The 19,833-nt window shown below is 67.8% G+C and carries 18 protein-coding genes; 4 read left to right on the plus strand and 14 right to left on the minus strand.

What is annotated here, in order from left to right; all coding sequences use genetic code 11:
- Nucleotides 1-144: 144 nt before the first annotated feature.
- The 5 genes from ACNQR1_RS22830 to ACNQR1_RS22850 form a co-directional block, all read right to left on the minus strand.
- On the minus strand, nucleotides 145-1,704 hold the full coding sequence (locus ACNQR1_RS22830; RefSeq protein WP_418047978.1) for a DUF222 domain-containing protein: 1,560 nt from the start codon (nucleotides 1,702-1,704) through the stop codon (nucleotides 145-147).
- Between the two features lie 114 nt (nucleotides 1,705-1,818).
- Complete coding sequence (locus ACNQR1_RS22835) at nucleotides 1,819-2,355, minus strand: LemA family protein (protein WP_418047979.1); 537 nt, start codon at nucleotides 2,353-2,355, stop codon at nucleotides 1,819-1,821.
- On the minus strand, nucleotides 2,349-4,187 hold the full coding sequence (locus tag ACNQR1_RS22840) for a DUF2207 domain-containing protein (RefSeq protein WP_418047980.1): 1,839 nt from the start codon (nucleotides 4,185-4,187) through the stop codon (nucleotides 2,349-2,351). Before ACNQR1_RS22840 ends, ACNQR1_RS22835 begins: the two co-directional genes overlap by 7 nt.
- A 48-nt stretch (nucleotides 4,188-4,235) precedes the next feature.
- Nucleotides 4,236-6,236: a primosomal protein N' gene (locus tag ACNQR1_RS22845; protein WP_418047981.1), complete on the minus strand. Its 2,001-nt coding sequence runs from the start codon at nucleotides 6,234-6,236 to the stop codon at nucleotides 4,236-4,238.
- On the minus strand, nucleotides 6,233-6,991 hold the full coding sequence (locus ACNQR1_RS22850; protein WP_418047982.1) for a lysoplasmalogenase: 759 nt from the start codon (nucleotides 6,989-6,991) through the stop codon (nucleotides 6,233-6,235). Before ACNQR1_RS22850 ends, ACNQR1_RS22845 begins: the two co-directional genes overlap by 4 nt.
- Between ACNQR1_RS22850 and ACNQR1_RS22855 the strand changes: the two genes are divergently transcribed.
- Nucleotides 6,954-7,901: an alpha/beta hydrolase gene (locus tag ACNQR1_RS22855; protein ID WP_418047983.1), complete on the plus strand. Its 948-nt coding sequence runs from the start codon at nucleotides 6,954-6,956 to the stop codon at nucleotides 7,899-7,901. The genes ACNQR1_RS22850 and ACNQR1_RS22855 overlap by 38 nt on opposite strands.
- 6 nt (nucleotides 7,902-7,907) lie before the next feature.
- Here ACNQR1_RS22855 and ACNQR1_RS22860 read toward each other — a convergent pair whose 3' ends face one another.
- The 3 genes from ACNQR1_RS22860 to ACNQR1_RS22870 form a co-directional block, all read right to left on the minus strand.
- The gene (locus ACNQR1_RS22860; RefSeq protein WP_418047984.1) at nucleotides 7,908-8,474 is read right to left on the minus strand and encodes a cytochrome b; all 567 of its coding nucleotides are present in this window, start codon (nucleotides 8,472-8,474) and stop codon (nucleotides 7,908-7,910) included.
- Nucleotides 8,471-9,607 carry a catalase family peroxidase gene (locus tag ACNQR1_RS22865; protein WP_418047985.1) on the minus strand — a complete coding sequence of 379 codons (1,137 nt, stop codon included), beginning with the start codon at nucleotides 9,605-9,607 and terminating at the stop codon, nucleotides 8,471-8,473. Before ACNQR1_RS22865 ends, ACNQR1_RS22860 begins: the two co-directional genes overlap by 4 nt.
- 74 nt (nucleotides 9,608-9,681) lie before the next feature.
- Entirely contained in the window at nucleotides 9,682-10,722 is a 1,041-nt protein-coding gene (locus ACNQR1_RS22870) for an AraC family transcriptional regulator ligand-binding domain-containing protein (RefSeq protein ID WP_418047986.1), read from the minus strand.
- Nucleotides 10,723-10,811: 89 nt separating this feature from the next.
- On the opposite strand from ACNQR1_RS22870, the gene ACNQR1_RS22875 reads away from it, so the two are divergent.
- Complete coding sequence (locus ACNQR1_RS22875; RefSeq protein WP_418047987.1) at nucleotides 10,812-12,191, plus strand: cytochrome P450; 1,380 nt, start codon at nucleotides 10,812-10,814, stop codon at nucleotides 12,189-12,191.
- A complete protein-coding gene (locus ACNQR1_RS22880; protein WP_418047988.1) occupies nucleotides 12,191-13,663 on the plus strand; it encodes a flavin-containing monooxygenase in 1,473 nt (490 codons plus the stop codon). The genes ACNQR1_RS22875 and ACNQR1_RS22880 overlap by 1 nt, the downstream gene beginning before the upstream one ends.
- Nucleotides 13,664-13,838: 175 nt before the next feature.
- Here the strand turns inward: ACNQR1_RS22880 and metK are convergent, their stop codons facing one another.
- From metK to mihF, 5 genes are all read right to left on the minus strand, one after another.
- Nucleotides 13,839-15,038, minus strand: a complete 1,200-nt coding sequence (metK, locus tag ACNQR1_RS22885) for a methionine adenosyltransferase (protein ID WP_418047989.1) — start codon at nucleotides 15,036-15,038, stop codon at nucleotides 13,839-13,841.
- Between the two features lie 143 nt (nucleotides 15,039-15,181).
- Complete coding sequence (coaBC, locus tag ACNQR1_RS22890) at nucleotides 15,182-16,429, minus strand: bifunctional phosphopantothenoylcysteine decarboxylase/phosphopantothenate--cysteine ligase CoaBC (RefSeq protein ID WP_418047990.1); 1,248 nt, start codon at nucleotides 16,427-16,429, stop codon at nucleotides 15,182-15,184.
- 19 nt (nucleotides 16,430-16,448) lie between these two features.
- Entirely contained in the window at nucleotides 16,449-16,769 is a 321-nt protein-coding gene (rpoZ, locus tag ACNQR1_RS22895) for a DNA-directed RNA polymerase subunit omega (protein ID WP_044518192.1), read from the minus strand.
- A 94-nt stretch (nucleotides 16,770-16,863) separates the two neighbouring features.
- The gene (gmk, locus tag ACNQR1_RS22900; RefSeq protein WP_418047991.1) at nucleotides 16,864-17,457 is read right to left on the minus strand and encodes a guanylate kinase; all 594 of its coding nucleotides are present in this window, start codon (nucleotides 17,455-17,457) and stop codon (nucleotides 16,864-16,866) included.
- An 11-nt stretch (nucleotides 17,458-17,468) separates the two neighbouring features.
- Nucleotides 17,469-17,783 carry an integration host factor, actinobacterial type gene (gene mihF, locus ACNQR1_RS22905; RefSeq protein WP_003880790.1) on the minus strand — a complete coding sequence of 105 codons (315 nt, stop codon included), beginning with the start codon at nucleotides 17,781-17,783 and terminating at the stop codon, nucleotides 17,469-17,471.
- A 499-nt stretch (nucleotides 17,784-18,282) separates the two neighbouring features.
- Here mihF and ACNQR1_RS22910 point away from each other — a divergent pair, with 499 nt between their 5' ends.
- Nucleotides 18,283-18,846 (plus strand): hypothetical protein, encoded by a 564-nt coding sequence (locus tag ACNQR1_RS22910; protein ID WP_418050460.1) that lies wholly within the window; start codon nucleotides 18,283-18,285, stop codon nucleotides 18,844-18,846.
- Between the two features lie 174 nt (nucleotides 18,847-19,020).
- Here the strand turns inward: ACNQR1_RS22910 and pyrF are convergent, their stop codons facing one another.
- A complete protein-coding gene (gene pyrF / locus ACNQR1_RS22915) occupies nucleotides 19,021-19,833 on the minus strand; it encodes an orotidine-5'-phosphate decarboxylase (RefSeq protein ID WP_418047992.1) in 813 nt (270 codons plus the stop codon).

Below are 19,833 nucleotides of genomic sequence, written 5' to 3' on the forward strand. Positions count from 1 at the left end.
GTCGACTCATCGATGTCGAATCGGCGGTCTTGCATCCGGATGTTCTCAGCGCTATCGCAGAGCCGCGTTCACGGGCACGATTCCGCACATGGGTGATTTCAATCATGCTGCGCGTCAGCGTGGTTGTGATTGAGCGGGCGGTTTCTACCCGTCGTCAGCTTCGTCCGGAGGAACGAGGAGCTCCTCGGGGTGGAAGTGGTGGTTGACGGTGTCTTGGCCGGTATCCATCAGGGGTGGTGGGTGCCAGTGGACGCGACCGGTGTCGGGGTCGACGCTGGTCGTCCAGCCGAGTCCGACCAAGCGGTTGTCGGGTCCGCAGCCCAGGCCGAGGTCGGGGGCATCGGTCTGCCCGCCGTGTTGCCAGTCGGCTTTGGCGTGGTGGACCTCGCAACGGTCGGCCGCTGCAGTGCATCCCGGGCGGGTGCAGCCGCGGTCACGGTTGTAGAGCAGCAGGCGTTGGGCTTTGGTGGCCAATCGTTTGGTGCGAGCCATGTAGAGCGGTTCGGCGGTGTGGTGTTTGTAGACGGTGAGGTAGTGGAAGCTGTGCTCTGCCAGCCTGATCAAGTCGGCCATGGGCATCCACAGCCCCGAGCCGGTGACCGCGATGCCGGCGCCGGCCTCCAGTTCGGCCAGGGTCGTGGAGACCACCACCGTGACCGGCAGACCGCCATACTGACCGAGCCGTTTGGACATCAGCACTTCGCGCAGCACCGCTTTGAGCGCGTCGTGGTTGCGCTGCGCCTGGGTTCGAGTGTCCCGTGCGGCGGCAGCCTGCTGGTCGTGCTGAGCCTGAGCGGTGTCCTGCTCATGAGAGGTCTGCTGCTCCTCGCAGGCGTCGAGTTCAGACTCCTCATCAATGACATCGACGGCCTCGGAGTCGCTCACATCAGGCCCGGGCACGCCGGGCTCAGCATCGGGGCCGGGGGTGTCGGCCTGGTCGTCGAGCGGGTTCGGTGTGGGGTTGTGGACCGGTTCGGGATCGGCTGGGTTGTTGATACCCGGCGCACCCCACACACCGGTGACCGTAGTCAGATACGACGCCGTCTCGGGATCCAGCCAGCCCTGGACATGCACCAGCCCGTCAGCGTCCTGCGTGCCGATCCGCAGCCCACGCAGGTGCGCCGCGACATCAGGCGAGTCGCCGTCCTGATTGAGCAGATACAGCAGTTTCTCGGCGGCGGCCTTCAAGGTTTCGGGCGTGTCGCGCGTCGCGGCGGCCACCAGGTCCGATTCGATCTGGCCGAGTTCGGCGATGCTGACGTACTTTTCGGCCTTGGCCACGGTGTCACGGATGATCGTGATGTGTTCGGTGTTGATCGTGCCCGCCAGCAGCGCCTCGGCGCAGGCGGGAAACAGCGGCTCCAACACCTCACCGCCGACGGCATACCGCGGCCCCAAGGCGGCGGCTGCGGCCACCCGGCGGGAGGCTTCCCTGCCGCTGATCCGCATCCGGGAGGCCAGTACATCCTTCCAGGACTTGCCCCCGATCTCGTGCGGGGCGGCACGAGCCATCAGAGCGGCCTGGATCCGGTGATCGATCATAGCCTCGGTACGGGCGAGCCGCTCCCGCTCGGACTGCAGCGCCAACAACTCCGCGGTGTCGAACGCGGTGAAATCGGCATCAACCAGCGACGCGGTCGCGGCGCGGTGGCCGACCAGCGCTGTCTGCACCGCGTCCCGGCTCAGCACCAACCCGACCACCATGATTCGAACGCTAGTTCGACACCCCGACAGAAACACCTGAGTTTGGGACTGACGTGACCAAAGTGACCAAAGTTTTTCGGCGAGCTCAGGTGAGTCCGCCTGGGGCCTCGAAGCTTATTGGGGCGAGCGGTAATACTCCCGCTCCGACACCCCGGCCAGCGGGGCCAGATACACCCACGGGATCGTTCCGACCAGCCGGTTGAGGGTGGCCACCGCATCGTTGTAGTACTGCCGGGCGAACGCCAGCTTGTTCTCGGTGTCGGCCAGGTTCTCCTGCAGATTCAGGAAGTTGTTCGACGAATTGAGTTGCGGGTAGGACGATCCCAGCGCCAGCACCCCGCTCAGCGCCGAGTCGAGATCCCGTTCGGCGGCGCTGCGCTGTACCACTGAGGCTCCTCCGGTCGCCGAGGTCAGCGCCGCCTGGGCACTGCTGACCCGGCCGAGCACCGCCGTCTCGTGTGTGGCGAACGTCGCCACGGTCTGCACCAGCGCCGGGATCAGCGCGGCCCGGCGGGTCAACTCGACGTCGATGCCGCTCAACGCCTCGGCGACCCGCACGTCGGCTGCCCGCAGCTTGTTGTAGCCGACGACGAAGCCCACCAGTACCGCCACGGCCAGTATCAGCACCACGACCAACAGCAGCCTCACCATGAGCCGCCACCTCCCCCACCTCCGCCGCCGCCGCCTCCGCCGCCACCTCCACCGGACGACGACCCGCCGCCCGACGAAGAGGAGGACGACGATTGCGAGGCGGTGTACGCCCCGATCGACGACGATAGTGCTGATTCGAAACTGTCGAAGTCCGGACCGCTGGATCCGCCGCTGAAACCGTGGCTGCTGTCGGACGAGGACGACGATGAGTTGTACCAATTTGGCTGGGGTGCAGCCGCACCCATGGTGTCCTGATACTTCTTGGCCCACAGCGCCGCGGCACCGCCGGCCACCGCGAAAGGAATGTAGGCCAGGTAGAGGTCTTTTCGGGCGGCGAAGTCGAACCTCGTCTCGGCCGAATCGGTGGAGAGCAGACGGTGAAATCCCTCTGCCCGCGACCACAGCTCCCGGCCTGCCGGAGTCCGGCGGGTCCCCACACCCCCACGCCAGCCGCGCAGTGAACACAGGAAGAACACCGCGAAGGGCAATCCCCACAAAGTCATCGGAATTCCGAACAAGAGGAAGAAACCGGCCAGCGCCGCGAAGAACGCCACCACGTTGGCGACGCGAACCCACAGTTCCTTGCGGCGCTTGACCATGAAGCCGCCGTCGAACGCCCACTTGCGTACGGCCACAGCCATGTCGGCTTTGGCCTTGCTCAGCTTCTTGCCCGACGTCGCGGTGTTCTTCGCGGAGAATTCCGCACCCACCGACATCACCTTGAGCGCGGCACCTACGTCGATGCCGACCGGATCGACGCCGGCCCACTCTGCCGGCTTCGCGAGACCTTTGATCTTCCAGTGCTTGTCACTGACCTGCCGCAGCTCCACGAGTCCCCGCTCGGCGAGATGGAACAGCGTCGCGCTCAACCCGTTCTTGGGGACGGTCTCGGTGCGGATGTACTCGGTCTGCACCGGCCCGAGCCCTTCCGGCGGCGCGTACTGCACCGGGAATCCCGGTGCCGGTTCGACGGTGGTCCGCGACCAGAAGTACGCGAGGAATCCCATGCCGACGGTCAGCAGGGCGACCCAGACCAGTGCGGTGATCGACCGCCCCAGGATCCGGTCCCATGTGTAGGGCCAGGGCAGGACCGTCTGCGGCGGTGTCGCCACGTCGACCCCGGCGCGCAGCGTCACCGGGGTGTGCGGCTGAAGGCCGGTGGCCACCAGCCGCACGGTGTTGCCTTCGGTGCGCAGATCCGTACAGCCGCTGCCGACACCGAATCCCACACTGCAACCGGCCCCGGTGATCTCGGCGGGCAGGGTGACCGAGATGTCGGCCCGCTCGATCGTGTTGTTCCACGCCGGCGCGATGACGTTCCAGTAGAAGGCCGACCGGGCAGCGGGGTCACCGGTGTTCGAGGCGAACTGACGGCTCAGTCCCACAGAGCCCGGGTCGAGGACACCGTCGATGCTGTAGCGGATCTCGAAGACGTGGCTGCCCCAGTCCAGGGTGGTGGCGGGGTCACCGATCTTGGCGACCCGGAACCGGTTGCCCCTCTCCCACAGGAGCTCGTAGGCCATCGGCACACCATCCATCGTGACCGACGTGATGTCGGGCACCTGCCGGAGCCGGGAATTGTTCTGGTTGGCCACGTCCCAGTAGCGGAAGATGCCGTGCCGGCCGCTGGGGAAATCGCCGGTGATGGTCTCGACCGCGGTCATCCGTCCGTCGGCGTCGACCGTGAAATCCGCCCGGTATTCGGTGATCACCACGGGATCGGCAGGGCCCGCGGCTGTTCCCGATCCCGACCCGCCGGTGAACAGCAGCGGCCACAGCAGGCCAAAGGCAATGAGCCCCAACGTAAACAACCACGACCCCACCCGGCGCATCGCAGCCTCCTGATTCGGCACTCACCGACAACGGGTGAAGTATCCGCCTTACCCGATGTGCAGAGGGTCGATTTGGATACGACATGGTTGCTGATCCTTGCGCGCACTGAGCACCGCGGTGGCCCGGCGGAGCGCGGCCGCCAACTCCAGACCCCCGCCCCGCGGCACCCGGACCAGCATCCGACTCACCTCGGCATCGGCGCCCAGGCCCGGTGGCCTGCGTGCACCGACGGGAAGTTCCACCGGCCCGAGGATTTCTGCGACATCGGGCAGCTGCGCCGTCTCGAGCAGGGCCTCGACCGCCGCGGTCGTTCCGTCGATGGCGGCCATGTGTACCGCGGGTGGCAGTCCGACCTCGCCACGGCCGTCGAGTTCGGCATCCGCATGCCCGACCGGGTCCCATCGGATCAGCGCCTGCACGGTGGCGATCGCCGACTCCGCCACCACCGCCACCACACCCCCGTCGGTTCGGGGCCGGACCAGGGCCGCCGCCGCCATCCACCGGCGCATCGTGTCCTCCGCGGCGCGCAGATCCTGCCGGCCCAGCAGCGCCCACGCGTCGAGCAACAGGGCCGCGCCGTAACCACCGTCGGCCACAGGTTCGGCGCCGGGGGTGCTGACCACCAGGGCCGGGCCGGCCTTCACCGCACCGACCACCGAGTCGCCACCCGAGGTGATCACCGAGGTGCCGGGAAATGCCCTACCCAACTCTTCGGCGGTGCGTCGCGCGCCCACCACGACCGCCCTCACCGCATCCGAACCGCAACGGGCACAACGCAATGCGGGTTCGGCCCGGCCGCACCACCGGCATTCCGCGGCTGCGCTGCCCCGGTCCGGCAGGGACAGCGGGCCGGTGCAGTGCCTGCATCGGGTCACGGCGCGGCACCGCGCACAGGCCAGCGCGGGCACGTACCCGCGCCGCGGAACCTGGATGAGTACCGGGTGCTGCGCCTGCAAGGCCGAGCGGGCCGCCTGCAGCGCCATGGACGGCAGCCGCGCACTGTGGGCTGCCGGATCGCGTTCCTGCGCGTAGCCGCTGTCTTCCAAGGCGACGACGCGCGGCGCGGCGGCCCGGACCACCGGCCGAGCCGCCACCACATCGTGTGCCCAGCGGGTCCGCACCAGCGCCTGCGCCTCGGCGGTGCGCGCGTAGCCACCGATGATCGCGGCGCAGCGCAGCTGATGGGCGCGCAGCATGGCGACCTCACGGGCATGCGGATAGGGCGCGCGCGGCTCGGCGAGGTTGTCGTCGCCGTCGTCCCACACCAGGACCAGCCCGAGGTTGGCCACCGGGGCGAACACGGCGCTGCGGGTGCCGATCACCAGCTGGGCCTGCCCGCGCAGCACCGACAGCCAACGGCGGTAGCGGGCGGACGGGCCCAGCCCGGCCGACAATGCGACCACCCGCGACTCGGGCACCTGTTCGGTGGCCGCGGCGTACAGCGCGTCCACATCGCGCTGATCGGGCACCACCGCCACCACGCCCAGTCCCGCGTTCATCGCCATCGCGGCGGCCTCGGCCAGCCGGTGCGCCCAGTTCTCCCCGGGCAGCGCCTGCCACACCGCCCGGGCGGCACGGCCCTCGCCCACTGCGGTCAGGAACTGTTCGCCGCGGCCGTAGCGGGCCCAGGCACTGGTGTCGACCGGCATCGCCGCGACCGGATCCGGCTCCTCGGGCGTCTGCTTCTCGACCCTGGCGTGACGTGGCGGGACCGCCAGACGCAGCACGTCCGCGCGGGTTCCGGCGTACCGCGCCGCGACGGCGTCGACGAGCCGACGGATCTCCGGGGTGAGGACCGGCTCGGGCGAGACCACGCGATCCAGCCAGCCGAGCTTGCCGGTGTGCTCGGTGTCGGACCGTCGCTCCAGCAGATATGCGTCGACCAGCCTGCCGTTGAAGCGCACCCGGACCCGCACGCCGGGCTGGGCGTCGTCGGACTGTTCCTCCGACACCAGATAGTCGAACTCCCGGTCCAGGTGCGGAACGGTGAGTAGAGGAAGCACCCGCGCGATGGGCTCATGCTCGGCGGCGCGGCGGGTGATGGTCACGGTGCAGGTTTAGCAGGCGGTGGTGTCGCGCGCCCGAAGAAGAGGCCCGCCGTGATCAGTACCAGCGACGCCGCGTAGCCCCACCAGATCGGGACCGCGAGCAACTGGTCACCGCGGACGAACTGGCTGATGCCGATCATCGCGTCCGACACGGCGAAACACACGGCCCCGAGTGCAGTCCACGGCGTGGGCAGCCGGGCCAGCAGCGCCGCGCACACCATGGCTCCGAGCACCGCGATGTAGGCGACCACCGGCACAGCCATCCCCTGCTCGACGAGGCGGGGCCAGAACCACGTCAGCAGCGCCAGGCACGCGAGGACGGTGACGGCGACGGCGATCAGCCGCGGGGTCGACCGCCGCGCCAGCGGCACCAGCGCGCCCAGGAAGCACAGATGCGCGACCAGGAACGCCGCCAGTCCCAGCACGAAGGACGGCTCCCACCACGGGATGGCGAGCAGGAAGTCGCCGAGCGCCGAGAACAGCAGCGCACCGACCAGCCAGCGGCGTTCCCGAACGATCGGGTGGGCCACCGCGGCCCCGGCCAGCAGGACCGCCGCAAGCGCCTTCACCGCAGGCTGGAGGGTGAATTGACCGGTCAGATCCGCTCCTGTCGGCAACCGCATCGCAGTGACGATCAGGAACACCCCGTAAGCCGCCGCAACCACCGCGGCCACCACCCACAACCACACCGTGACGCGGTGTGCGTACGGTTGCGGAATGCCCGTTGCTGACGCGTTACCAGCTGTTGATGCCATCCTGCAGAAGGTACTGGAGGCAGTGCCGTTCCAACTGTCGACCGACATAGGTGTCGAAGAGGCCCGTCGCCAGTTCAGTGAGATTCCGCGGATGCCGGTCCATCCCGAGGTGAAGACCGAGGACCGTGAGGTTCCGGGGCCGGCCGGCCCGGTCCCGGTCCGGGTGTACCGGCCGCCAACCGCCGACGGTACGACGGCGCCGGTCATCGTGTTCATCCACGGTGGCGGCTGGGCACTGGGCGACCTGGACAGCTACGACGGTACGGCCCGCCAGCACGCCGTGGGCGCCGACGCGGTGGTGGTGTCGGTGGACTACCGGTTGGCCCCTGAGCACCCGTACCCGGCCGCCGTCGACGACGTGTGGGCCGTGACGCAGTGGGTGGCCGCCAACGCCGCGGAGTTGGGTGTCGATGCGGACCGGATGGCCGTCGCCGGGGATTCGGCGGGTGGCAACCTCAGCGCCGTCGTGGCGCAGCTGGCCCGAGACGCGGGCGCTCCCGCGCTGCGCCTCCAGCTGCTCTGGTACCCGGCGACCACATGGGACACCAGCCTGCCGTCGTTCACCGAGAACGCCAACGCACCGATCCTGGGACTCGACGCCGTCACAGGGTTCTCCCGCTGGTATGCCGGTCACGTCGACCTGTCCGACCCGCCGGCCACGCTGGTGCCTGCCCGCGCGGCCGACCTGTCCGGACTCGCACCGGCCTATATTGCGGTGGCCGGGCATGACCCGTTGCGTGACGACGGCATTCGCTATGCCGAGATGCTCGGTGCAGCAGGCGTTCCGGTGCAGCTGGACAACGCCAAGACCCTGGTGCACGGCTATCTCGGATATGTCGGTGTGGTGCCCGCGACCACGGAGGCGTTCGAGAAGGCCATGGCCGTACTGCGGGATGCGCTGCACGGCTGACGGGCCCTATTCCCCGGGATGCTTTCTGTTGGGCCACAACGACATTCGATGCAGGATGCCGTCGCGTAGCCCAACGGTGTGAAACACCACCGCACAGATGTGGGCGGTGAACGTGGCGAACAGCAGGTAGGCCGCGACGGTGTGGGCCGTGCGCAGCGCGGCGTACAGCGTGATGTTGTGCGGGGCGATCGCCGGCAGCTGCAACGCCCCCACCAGCACGACCGGTGACTGCGCGGCCGACAGCATGGCCCACCCGATCAGGGGCTGTACCAACAGCAGTGCGTACAAGAGGTATTCGGAGTAGCTGGCGACCCGCCGTTCCACAGGCCCCATCGTGGCCAGGAACGGCGGCAGCCGACGGGTCAGCCGGTTGGCGAGTCGCACGATCGCGAATACCAGGATCGCGATGCCCAGCGGACGGTGGATGGCGAGTAGCAACGGGTAGTAGCTGAGTGCGGCGATCATCGTGACGCCGATGAAGAACTGCGCGATCACCATTGCCGCCATCGACCAGTGCAGCAGCCTGGCCGGCAGGTTGAAGCGGGTGATCGGCGGTTTCGTCTCCGTGGTCATCGCTCACCCCCGGGAACCACGACCGCGCTGGGCGACTTGGGTTCTCGGGCCCGCCGGTTGAACGAGCGGGCATAGACCGCGGATCGCGCGCTCAGCACCGGATCGTCGGAGGCGGCCAGTCCGTCGGGCAGCACCAGCGGGTCGAAGTTGATGTCGCGGGCGTTGCCGGGGGCCTCGGTGTGGACGGCGTCGATGGTGATGGTGCCCGCGTCGATCGTCGGGCGGTTCGCCGGCCACGGCAGTGTGGGGTCGTCGGTGGGATCGCCGGGTTCGGCCAGCGTGAGGATCAGTTTCCAACTGACCGGGCCGTGCGCCACCGTGTCGATCAGTGCGTCGAACAGGCCGTTCTCGTCCTTGTTCTGGGGCGGTTCGGCAGGCTGTTCGGACACGGGCACGGCTGTCCACCGGATGAAAGTGGTCTCACCCTGGCCGTTGGTGGCGCGGAAGGCGTGGAGGCCGCGGAAGGTGCTGTCGGCGAATCCGGCGCTCGGCGGGCTCTGTTTGATGATCTTCATCGCCGCCGCCGTCTCCGGATGGCGTGCCAGGAAGTCCGCCATCGACTGCGGGTCGGGCTTACCGGTCTGCGGTTGTGGGCGGGACGCGAGCATCCGGTCGTAGAAGCCCCGCGGGGTGTTGTCGGTGAACACCGGGACGTTGACCATCGCGATGCGCCACTGTTGCCCGTCCGGCAGCGGGAACATCAGGCCCAGTCCGCGGACGGTGTCGGTCTTGTCGGGTTGGTCGGGTAGTCCGCCCGACAGTGAGAACCTGCCGACGACTGGCACAGTGCCGGGTTTGAACACCGCCGCCCTGCTCACCTGGGCGCCCGCGCCCGTGCTGGTGAACGTTCCCGTCGCGGCCAAACCCTTGGCGTGGTTGCGGCGGAATCCCTCGTGACGACCGGCGATCTGTTCGAATCGGTCGGCGAAATCGGCGGGCGTCAGCGCATCGGGTCGCAGCCAGCCCGCAGCCTCGGCGAGACCGCCGACACCGACTGCCGCGACACCACCGACCGCGGCCAGACCGAGCAGCGCTCCTCGGCGGCTGAGCACCGGTCGGGCACCCGGGGATTGGGCCTGCGGTTCGACGTCCCCCTGCTCGTCTGCCGTCGGAGAGTCGTCATCGGATTCCATCGTGGTTGTGTCCCTTTCCCGTTCCGGCCTCGGCCTAGTGTGAAACGAACGGCCGTTCCCCGCGGTTCAATTGACTAGCGTGTCTGCGCGAACGTGCTGGGTGGCACTCCGTGCCAGCGTTTGAACGCGTGGCAGAACGTCGAGGTCTCGGTGTATCCGAGCCGCCGCGACACCTCGTCCACCGTCAACCCGACATTGCACAGCAGGTCGCGCGCGAGCGCCGAGCGGGCCTCGTTCACCAACGCGCGGAATGAGCTGCCCTCATCGGCGAGTCGGCGCCGCAAGGTGCGTGGATGCATGTCGAGCTCGGCGGCCACCTCGGGCAGGGCCGGAAACCGGCCGGTGTCGCGAAAAAGCTTGCTGCGCACCACAGCAGTGATACCGCGACGGTGCTCGTATCGTTGCATCAGCGCATCGCACTGGGCGATGCAGAGGTCGAGGGTGTACGGATCGGCCTGTGGCAGTGGCTCGTCGAACATGCGGCGGGGAAAGTGCAACCGGGAGTGGGCACGGCCGAACGCCACGTTGGGTAGCGGCATCAATGTCAGCAGCGGCTGCAGCACGTCTTCGTCGATCGACACCTCGGCGGTTATCCGGTCGGCGTATTGCGCCACCACCGGATACGCGAAACTTGCCGTGGTGGCTATCATTCCGGCGATATCGCGCTCGACGAAGAAACGCTGGACGTCGCGGGGCAGATGGCCGGCGTTGAGTTCCAGTACGCAATCTTCGGCACCCTCGAACAGTTGCAGATCGATCTGCAGGGTGGTCAGGGCGAAATAGCGCATTCCGATGCTGAACAGCTCTCGCAGCGTGGCACAGGACATCACCGCGAATCCGAACAACCCCATGTGAGTCAGGGCTGACCGGCCACCGACATCGATACCCAGTCCGGGCGCGTCGGGAAGCCGGGCCTGCAGATGACGCACGGCCAGGATCTCGTCGTGCGCGCTGATCACGCCATCGGGGTCATCGAGATCGGCCGGCGTCACACCGGTTCCGGCCAGGACCTGCGCCGCCGCGACGCCGCGCTCCACGGCCACCTCGCACAGCACCCTGGTGGCATGGATCGGATGGCACACGTCCGCAGACCACGATGAGCCCGACCTGGCCATGGCCCACCTCCCACCCGCTGTCCCAAAATCCCAACTCCGTGTCCGATAGTCCCATTCCTCCTCGGCGCTGTCACTCATACGCTGGATTCATGGCGGCGCCGGCGGCACGACTGAGCACGTGGACCATGACGCGCGAGGCCATCACCGTCGGGTTCAGCACCGACGGAGGCTTCCTCGCCCGGACCCAAGGCCGGGATATCACCCGATTCCGCTGCGCAGGTAGACGTTTCGTGTCGATCACCCATCCCGATTACGTCGACCACGTGCTGCACCAGGCGCGCCTCCGCTACGTCAAGTCCAACGAGTACGAGCCGATTCGGGCCGCAGCGGGGATCAACCTGCTGACCGACGAAGGCAACTCCTGGGCCGGTCACCGGACGGCACTGAATCCGACGTTCGCACGCCGTCACCTCAATACGATCGTCGACCTGATGATCGACCCGATCGAACGAGCGACGAACGAGCTCAGCGAGCAGGGCGACGGCGTGCAGTTCGACATGCACGCGGCCATGGTGGAAACCACCCTCCGAGTCGTGTCCAACGCACTGTTCAGCCAAGATTTCGGGCCGATCGTGCACAGCATGCGAGACCTCACGACGCGTGGACTCAGACGCACCGAGCTGCTGGCCAGGCTCGGGCTCTTGGGCCTGCTCCCCCGCCCGGTCTACGAGGCGTTGGCGTCGAGCACGTTCTCCGGGATCCGCCTGCCGCCACCGCTGCGCGAAGGCCAGCGGATCGCCCTGGCCCTGGACGCCGCGGTGAACACCGTGCTCGACGAACGTCTTGCCCACCCGACAGAATCGGCCGACCTGCTCAACGTGTTGTTCGGCGCGGACGAGGGAACCTGGCCCCGCCAGCGCGTCCGGGACGAGGCGCTGACGTTCATGCTCGCGGGACACGAGACGACCGCCAACGCGATGGCGTGGTTCTGGTACCTGATGGCGCGCCATCCCGAGGCCAGGGACCGGATGCTGGCCGAGGTGGATGACGTGATCGGGGCGCGTCGTCCGGCAGCCGCCGACCTGACCATGCTGCCGTGGACCACCGCATGCCTGCAGGAGTCGCAGCGGTACTACTCCGCGGTGTGGATCATCGCGCGTGAGGCCGTCGAGCCCGACGACATCGACGGCCACCACATCCGTCCGGGCACCACGGTGATCATCCCGATTCACCAGATCCACCACGACACACGGTGGTGGCTGGATCCGGAAACCTTTGATCCCGGTCGTTTCCTCGGGGATTCGACCAAGAACCGCCCGCGCTCGGCCTATCTCCCCTTCGGCGGCGGACGCCGGATCTGCATCGGACAGAGTTTCGCGCTGATGGAGATGGTGCTGATCGCCGCGATCATGAGTCGACGGTGCGCGTTCGATCTCAATCCCGATCACCCGGTGGAGTTGGAGGCTACGTTGACATTGCGACCCAAACACGGCGTCCACATGATCGGACGCAGCCGGGAGGTGGCCTGATGCCCGACTTTCACACCCTCATCGTCGGCGCCGGATTCTCCGGCATCGGCACCGCGATCGCCTTGGACAAGGCGGGGCTGCACGACTACCTGATCCTGGAGGCCGGGGACGGAGCCGGGGGAACCTGGTTCTGGAACACCTATCCGGGTGTTGCCGTGGATATCCCGTCGTTCTCCTACCAGTTCTCGTTCGAGCAGTCGCGGGTGTGGTCACGCACCTATGCCCCCGGCAACGAGTTGCGCGCCTACGCCGACAACTGCGTCGACAAGTACGGCCTGCGGCCCCGGATCAGGTTCAACGCCACGGTTGCCCGCGCAGTCTTCGATGACGACGAGAACCTGTGGCGGCTCGACCTCGACTCGGGTGAGACCCTGACAGCTCGGTTCCTGGTCAACGCCAGCGGGGTGCTGACCGTCCCGAAGCTGCCCGAGATCGACGGCGTGGACTCCTTCGCCGGGGTCACGGTGCACACCGCCCGGTGGGACCACACCCTGGATTTGACGGGTAAGCGGGTGGCGATCGTGGGAACCGGCGCGTCAGCGGTCCAGGTGATCCCCGAAATCGCTCCGAAGGTCAAGCAGCTCACCGTGTTCCAGCGCACCCCGATCTGGTGCTTCCCGAAGTTCGATGTGCCGATCCCACCGGTCGCACGCTGGGCGCTGCGCCTGCCCGGCGGCCGGACGCTGCATCGCCTGATCAGCCAGGCGTACGTGGAGTTCACGTTCCCGCTCGCCGCGCAGTACTTCACGATCAACCCGTTCGCCAAGCGCGCGGGCGCGGCCGGAAGGGCCTATCTACGTCAACAGGTCCGTGATCCGGAAGTGCGGGACAAGCTCACACCGCGGTATGCGGTGGGATGTAAACGACCTGGCTTCCACAACACCTATCTGGCCACATTCAACCGGGACAACGTCCGGTTGGTCACCGAGCCGATCGACAAGATCACGAGTTCGGGCGTCGCCACCACCGACGGTGAGAGCCATGACGTCGACGTGCTGATCCTGGCCACCGGCTTCAAGGTGATGGACGTCGACGCGCTGACGTTCGACATCGTGGGCTCGGGAGGGCAGTCGCTGAGCGAATTCTGGAAGCAGCACCGGATGCAGGCCTACGAGGGTGTCAGCGTTCCCGGTTTCGCGAACTTCTTCTCCGTGATGGGTCCGTACGGCTACGTCGGGTCGTCGTACTTCGCGATGATCGAGGCCCAAACCCGCCATCTGGTGCGGTGTATCGAGCAGGCCGACCGCCGGACGGCCCACCGCGTCGAGGTCCGCCAGGAGGCCAACGACCGGTATTTCGCCGAGATGATGCGCAAGCGTCACCGCCAGATCTTCTGGCAGGACAGCTGCAGCCTGGCCAACAGCTACTACTTCGACCGCAACGGGGACGTGCCGCTCCGGCCAGCCACCACGTTCGAGGCGTACTGGCGGAGCCGCAGCTTCCCCCTGGACGACTACGCGTTCACCTCGTAGTCGGCGCCGGCGTCAGTGATGTCTCGGTCTGTGTGGCTGTCGCGGTGGCCGTGTCGGTCTGCCTGACGGTATCGGTCTGTGTTCATGCTGTGCGCTGATCACCCAGCAAAGAACCGAAAAGACGCGAAAGCCCCCGCACAATGGCGGGGGCTTCGGCGTCTGCTCGGCAGCGGAACTAGACCGAGGCCTTCAGGTCCTCGACCTTGTTCAGCTGTTCCCACGGCAGTTCGATGTCGGTGCGCCCGAAGTGGCCGTAGGCCGCCGTCTGGGCATAGATCGGCCGCAGCAGGTCCAGGTCGCGGATGATCGCGCCGGGACGAAGATCGAACACACTACTGATGGCCTTCTCGATGCGGGCCGGGTCGACGGTCTCGGTGCCGAAGGTCTCGACGAACAGACCGACCGGGGCGGCCTTGCCGATCGCGTAGGCCACCTGCACCTCGACCCGCTCCGCCAGGCCGGCGGCGACGACGTTCTTGGCCACCCAGCGCATCGCGTACGCCGCCGACCGGTCCACCTTTGACGGATCCTTGCCGGAGAAGGCGCCGCCGCCGTGGCGGGCCCAGCCGCCGTAGGTGTCGACGATGATCTTGCGGCCGGTCAGGCCGGCGTCACCCATCGGGCCGCCGAGCACGAACTTGCCGGTCGGGTTGACCAGCAGGCGGAAATCGGAGGTGTCCAGCGTCTCGTGGTTGAGGTCTGCCAGCACGGTGTTGACGACCTTCTCCCGGATGTCCGGGGTCAGGGTGCCGTCGAGGTCGATGCCGTCGGCGTGCTGCGTGGACAGCACCACGGTGTCCAGCCGCACCGGGGTCTTGCCGTCGTAGGCGATGGTGACCTGTGTCTTGCCGTCCGGGCGCAGGTAGTCGAGCACGCCGTTCTTGCGGACCTCGGTCAGCCTTCGTGACAGCCGGTGGGCCAGTGCGATGGGCAGCGGCATCAGCTCGGGGGTGTCGCCGATGGCGTACCCGAACATCAGGCCCTGGTCACCGGCGCCCTGGGCGTCCAGCGGATCGCCGGCCCCTTCGACACGCGCCTCATGGGCGGTGTCCACACCCTGGGCGATGTCGGGCGACTGCGCACCGATGGCGATGTTCACACCGCAGGACGCGCCGTCGAAGCCCTTGGTCGACGAGTCGTAGCCGATCTCCAGGATGCGGTCACGGACGATCTTCGGAATGTCGGCGTAGGCGGAGGTGGTGACCTCCCCCGCGACGTGCACCTGACCGGTGGTGACCAGCGTCTCCACCGCGACCCGCGACTTGGGATCCTGCTCCAGCAGCGCGTCGAGCACCGAGTCGCTGATCGCATCACAGATCTTGTCGGGGTGTCCTTCGGTTACCGACTCACTGGTAAACAGGCGACCTTGGCTCACGGTCTGCTTCCTTCCTGCCGATCTGAAAAAGTTCTCAATCTCAAAACTACTTAGTTAGGCGAATAATATCCATGCCCTGTTGCACCCAAGCGCGTGGGACGCGAATGCGCAACCCTTTGCCGCATCCTGATGCGTACGTCGGATCACCCGTCGTGCTTGCCCAGAAACGCCGCGATCGCGTCCACGATACGGGTGGCCATCAGAGTCTTTGAACCGTGCTCGAGTGCGGCCTCGGCGCCGTCGGCGCTCAGCAACCAACCATCGTTGTTGTCGACCTCGAACGCCCGGTTCTCCCCGACCGCGTTGACCACCAGCAGGTCGCATCCCTTGCGCTGGAGTTTGGCCCTGGCGTGGAACAACACGTCGCCGTTGGCGTCGCCGGTCTCGGCAGCGAAACCGACGATGGCCTGCATGTTCGGCAGCTGCCCGTCGGTACGGGCGCGCACTGCCCCGGCCAGCACGTCGTCGTTGCGGACGAGGTCGATGGAGCTGGGTTCGGAGGCGCCGCCCTTTTTGATCTTGCTGGTGGCCACCTGGGCAGGTCGGAAGTCGGCGACGGCCGCGGCCATCACCAGGACGTTGGATTCGGGGGCGTATTTGGACACCGCGTCGCGCAACTGTGCGGCCGAACCGATGTGCACGACGTTGACGCCGGCCGGATCGACCAGACCGGCGGTGTTGCCGGCGACCAGTGTCACGTCGGCGCCGCGCTGGGCCAGGACCCTGGCCACGGCGTATCCCTGCTTGCCGGAACTGCGATTGCCGATGAACCGCACCGGATCGAGGGGTTCGCGGGTGCCGCCGGCCGTCACCAGGGCCTTGACCCCGGCCAGGTCGTACGGCAGGGCGTCACCCCGCTCCAGCAGCAACTGCGCGAAGGTGGCGATCTCTTCGGCCTCGGGTAGCCGTCCTGCGCCGCTGTCGGCTCCCGTGAGCCGCCCGGATGCGGGTTCCAGCACCACCGCGCCGCGACGACGCAGCGTGGCCACGTTGTCGACGGTGGCCGGGTGAAACCACATCTCGGTGTGCATGGCCGGGGCGAACAGCACCGGACATCGCGCCGTGAGCAGCGTGGCGGTCAGCAGGTCGTCGGCGCGGCCGGCCACGGCACGCGCCAGCAGGTCGGCGGTGGCGGGTGCGACGACGACCAGATCGGCTTCCTGGCCGATCCGGACGTGCGGCACCTCGTGCACATCGGTGAACACACCGGTGTGCACGGGATTGCCCGACAGGGCTTCGAACGTGGCGGCTCCGACGAACCGCAGGGCCGACTCGGTGGGCAATACGCGCACCGAGTGTCCGGCCTCGGTGAGTTGACGGACCAGGGTGCACGCCTTGTAGGCGGCAATGCCGCCGGCCACACCGACGACGATTCGCTTACCCGCGCTCACGTGCCCGGCCCTGGCCTGGCTACTCGCCGCCCTCGGTGTGCTCGAGCAGGTCTTCGTGGATCTCCCGCATCGCGATGGACAGCGGCTTCTCCTGCAGACCGGGCTCGACCAGCGGGCCGACGTACTCGAGGATGCCGTCACCCAGCTGGTTGTAGTAGTCGTTGATCTGACGCGCGCGCTTGGCGGCGTAGATCACCAGCGCGTACTTGCTCGACGCGCGGTCCAGCAACTCGTCGATGGGCGGGTTGGTGATGCCCAGCGGAGTGTCGTAGGCGCTGGCGGCGGACGAATCGATGTCGTCCGCAGCGGCCAGCTGCGCATCGGCGTGCGGGGTGCTCACTAAAAAGTCTCCTGGCGGTTATGGCGAAAATGCTGTTTGCGAACAGCGTGCTGGTGGCTCGCGAATCCGATCGCGTCGGTCCTGCCACGATGAGTCATCGACTGTCCACCAGCAAGGATACCAATTCAGCACACGCAGTATCCAACTGGCGGTTTACCACGACCTGGTCAAAGTCGGATTTGGCGGCCATTTCGGCCCGCGCCGTCTCCAATCGCCTGGCCATCACCTCGGGCGACTCGGTGCCCCGACCGGACAGCCGGCTGACCAGTTCGTCCCAGCTAGGCGGTGCCAGGAACACCGACACCACCTCGGGCATGGCCTGCTTGACCGCTTGCGCACCGGCCAGATCGACCTCGATCAGCACCGGGCGCCCGGCCCGGGTGGCGTCCCGCACCGGCTGGGCAGGCGTGCCGGAGCGATGCAATCCGCCATGGATGTCGGCCCACTCGAGCAGCTCACCGTCATCGATCAGCTGCTGGAACCGTTCGGCGGACACGAATGAGTAATCGACTCCGTCGACCTCGCCAGGGCGCGGCGCCCTGGTCGTGACCGACACGGAGAAATACAGGTCGGGAAGCCTCTCCCGCAGACAGCGGACCACAGTGGACTTTCCGACGGCGGAGGGGCCGGACAACACGACGACCGGAGCCGTCGCTGTGCGTTGTCCGGCCCCTCTACCAGCGCTCAATGCCGGAGCCTCTACTGGTCGAACTTCTCCAGGAGGGCCTTACGCTGACGATCACCGAGGCCGCGCAGACGGCGGGTCGGGGCGATCTCCAGCTCGGTCATGATTTCCTGTGCCTTGACCTTGCCGACCTTGGGCAGGGCCTCCAGCAGCGCGGAGACCTTCATCTTGCCCAAGACCTCGTCGGTCTCGGCGTCGGTGAGCACCTGCTTGAGGTTGGTGCCGCCGCGCTTGAGTCGATCCTTGAGCTCGGCTCGCGCTCGACGTGCGGCAGCAGCCTTCTCCAACGCTGCCGCGCGCTGTTCGTCGGTCAACTGGGGAAGGGCCACGGGTTCCTCCGTCTCCTGGCGATTCTTCTTCGGCCATCTCTTGTTTTTTACGGCTGGAGTGCAAACCAGCCAGCGACGACGAACCTACCCACGCTGGCTGACGAAAGCGAACGCCACCCCCTGGTTACGACGCTAAAAGCCCAGCGTGTAGTGCGCGCGGGCGACCGCCGATTTCTCTCCGAAAACGGGGTACGGCATCGCCGGCGGCGCCCCGTAGAACCGGATATTCCTGCAAGTCAATGCTTTTCGAGCGATCGACAGCTAACTATCCAGGCCTCCGACACCGGTTCCGACGCCACCGGACCCGGTTACCACCGGGTATTCGAGAAAATTTTCGCTGGTCACGGCGTGTCGGGCGTGTCGGAACCGATGACGCGCACGTCAGGCGGGTGCCTTTCACGACGCCCAGCCCGCGCCTAATTGCCACATAGCGATTACACAGCTTGGCTAAATAGCCTCTCGTGGTCGGGAATCCATGACCCCCGAAGGGAAGCTGGACATGAACATCAAGCGCTTGACCTGCGCTTCTGCCCTCGCCATAGCTCTCGGAACCGCCACTCTGGCGGCGGGAGCGGGTGTAGCGGCCGCCCAACCCGGGCCGCCCTGCGGTTTCGGCAATTGCCAGGGGCCAGGTGGGCCAGGACCAGGCGGACCGGGAGGGCCAGGCGGACCCGACCGTCCTGGCGGCCCAGGAGGCCCAGGAGGGCCCGAACACCCCGGCGGGCCGGGCGGACCAGGCGGACCCGGTGGACCGGACCGTCCCGGCGGCCCAGGAGGCCATGACGGGCCAGGCTGGCCCGGGGGTCCGGGTGGCCCCGGCGGACCAGGTGGACCCGGATGGCCGGGTGACCGAGGCCCCGGTGGTCCCGGTGGTCCCGGTGGACCGGACGACCATGGCCGGCATTGGGGCCCGCCACCCCCGGACCTGTCCTGGCGCGGCATGGACCAGGGCCGGTTCGACCACCAGCCGTTCAACTACAACGGCAGCTGGGTGACACCCATTTTCGATCCGGGCTACAACGCGTGGGGTTTCTGGTTCTTCGGCATCTGGATCCCGCTGTGACGGCCTGCGCCGCAACAGGTCTGACGGGCAACCAGTCAATCTGATTGTGCTCGACCGCTTCTCGTATCGGTCATCGTTTTCCACGCCTGGGTCGCGACGCCGCGGCGACCACGGCCCAGGTGTGGAAAACGGCGCAGGGCACAACCAAAACGGCCCACGCGACGGGGCGCGCGGTCAGGCGAGATAGGCGACTTCGTCGCGCAGGCGCTCGGCTGCCGCACGCAGATCGGCCACCTCCGGCCCCGCACGCAGCACCTCGCGCGACACCGTGGGCAGGACCAGTTGCGCCCCACCGAATCCGCCGAGCGCGTCGGCGCGGCCGCCCTGGGCCCCGACGCCGGGAACCAGCACCGGCCCTCCCAGCGCGCTGAGATCGGGCAGTTCGGTCACGGTCGCCCCGACCACCACACCGACGGAGCCCGTGGACCGGCCCGCCTCCCGGTTCACCGCGGCGACGTCGTCGACGATGGATTGTGCGACCGTGCGTGAGCCGGCCATCGCGCGCTGCACACTCGGCCCCTCCGGGTTGGAGGTCGCCGCCAGCACGAACACGCCGCGGCCATGGGCCGCGGCGGTGTCCAGCAAGGGCTGTAACGAACCGAAGCCCAGATACGGCGACGCGGTCACCGCGTCAGCCGCCAGCGGCGAGTCACCGGCCCACGCCGCGGCGTAGGCGGCCATCGTCGAGCCGATATCCCCACGCTTGGCGTCGGCCAGCACCAGCACGCCGGCCTCCCGCAAGGCGGCCATCGTGCGTTCCAGCACCGCGAAACCCGCCGAGCCGTAGGCCTCGAAGAACGCCACCTGTGGCTTGACCACCGCGAAGCCGGCGAATGCCGTCACACAGATGTCGCTGAACGTGGCCAGCCCTTCGGCGTCGGCGGACAGCCCCCAGGCCCGCAGCAGCTCAGGATGGGGGTCGATGCCGGGGCACAGCGGCCCCCGCTCCGACACCGCGTCGGCCAGCCGTTGCCCGAAAGCCTCCAT

It is taken from the genome of Mycobacterium sp. 48b (genome assembly GCF_048282725.1).
Classification (GTDB): domain Bacteria; phylum Actinomycetota; class Actinomycetes; order Mycobacteriales; family Mycobacteriaceae; genus Mycobacterium.

Coding starts and splice junctions, on each gene's coding strand:
- ACNQR1_RS22830 (WP_418047978.1), bottom strand. CDS start 1,704: ATGGTGGTCGGGTTGGTGCTGAGCCGGGACGCGGTGCAGACAGCGCTG.
- ACNQR1_RS22835 (WP_418047979.1), bottom strand. CDS start 2,355: ATGGTGAGGCTGCTGTTGGTCGTGGTGCTGATACTGGCCGTGGCGGTA.
- ACNQR1_RS22840 (WP_418047980.1), bottom strand. CDS start 4,187: ATGCGCCGGGTGGGGTCGTGGTTGTTTACGTTGGGGCTCATTGCCTTT.
- ACNQR1_RS22855 (WP_418047983.1), top strand. CDS start 6,954: ATGCCCGTTGCTGACGCGTTACCAGCTGTTGATGCCATCCTGCAGAAG.
- ACNQR1_RS22850 (WP_418047982.1), bottom strand. CDS start 6,991: ATGGCATCAACAGCTGGTAACGCGTCAGCAACGGGCATTCCGCAACCG.
- ACNQR1_RS22860 (WP_418047984.1), bottom strand. CDS start 8,474: ATGACCACGGAGACGAAACCGCCGATCACCCGCTTCAACCTGCCGGCC.
- ACNQR1_RS22865 (WP_418047985.1), bottom strand. CDS start 9,607: ATGGAATCCGATGACGACTCTCCGACGGCAGACGAGCAGGGGGACGTC.
- ACNQR1_RS22870 (WP_418047986.1), bottom strand. CDS start 10,722: ATGGCCAGGTCGGGCTCATCGTGGTCTGCGGACGTGTGCCATCCGATC.
- ACNQR1_RS22875 (WP_418047987.1), top strand. CDS start 10,812: ATGGCGGCGCCGGCGGCACGACTGAGCACGTGGACCATGACGCGCGAG.
- ACNQR1_RS22880 (WP_418047988.1), top strand. CDS start 12,191: ATGCCCGACTTTCACACCCTCATCGTCGGCGCCGGATTCTCCGGCATC.
- ACNQR1_RS22910 (WP_418050460.1), top strand. CDS start 18,283: ATGAACATCAAGCGCTTGACCTGCGCTTCTGCCCTCGCCATAGCTCTC.
- pyrF (WP_418047992.1), bottom strand. CDS start 19,833: ATGGAGGCTTTCGGGCAACGGCTGGCCGACGCGGTGTCGGAGCGGGGG.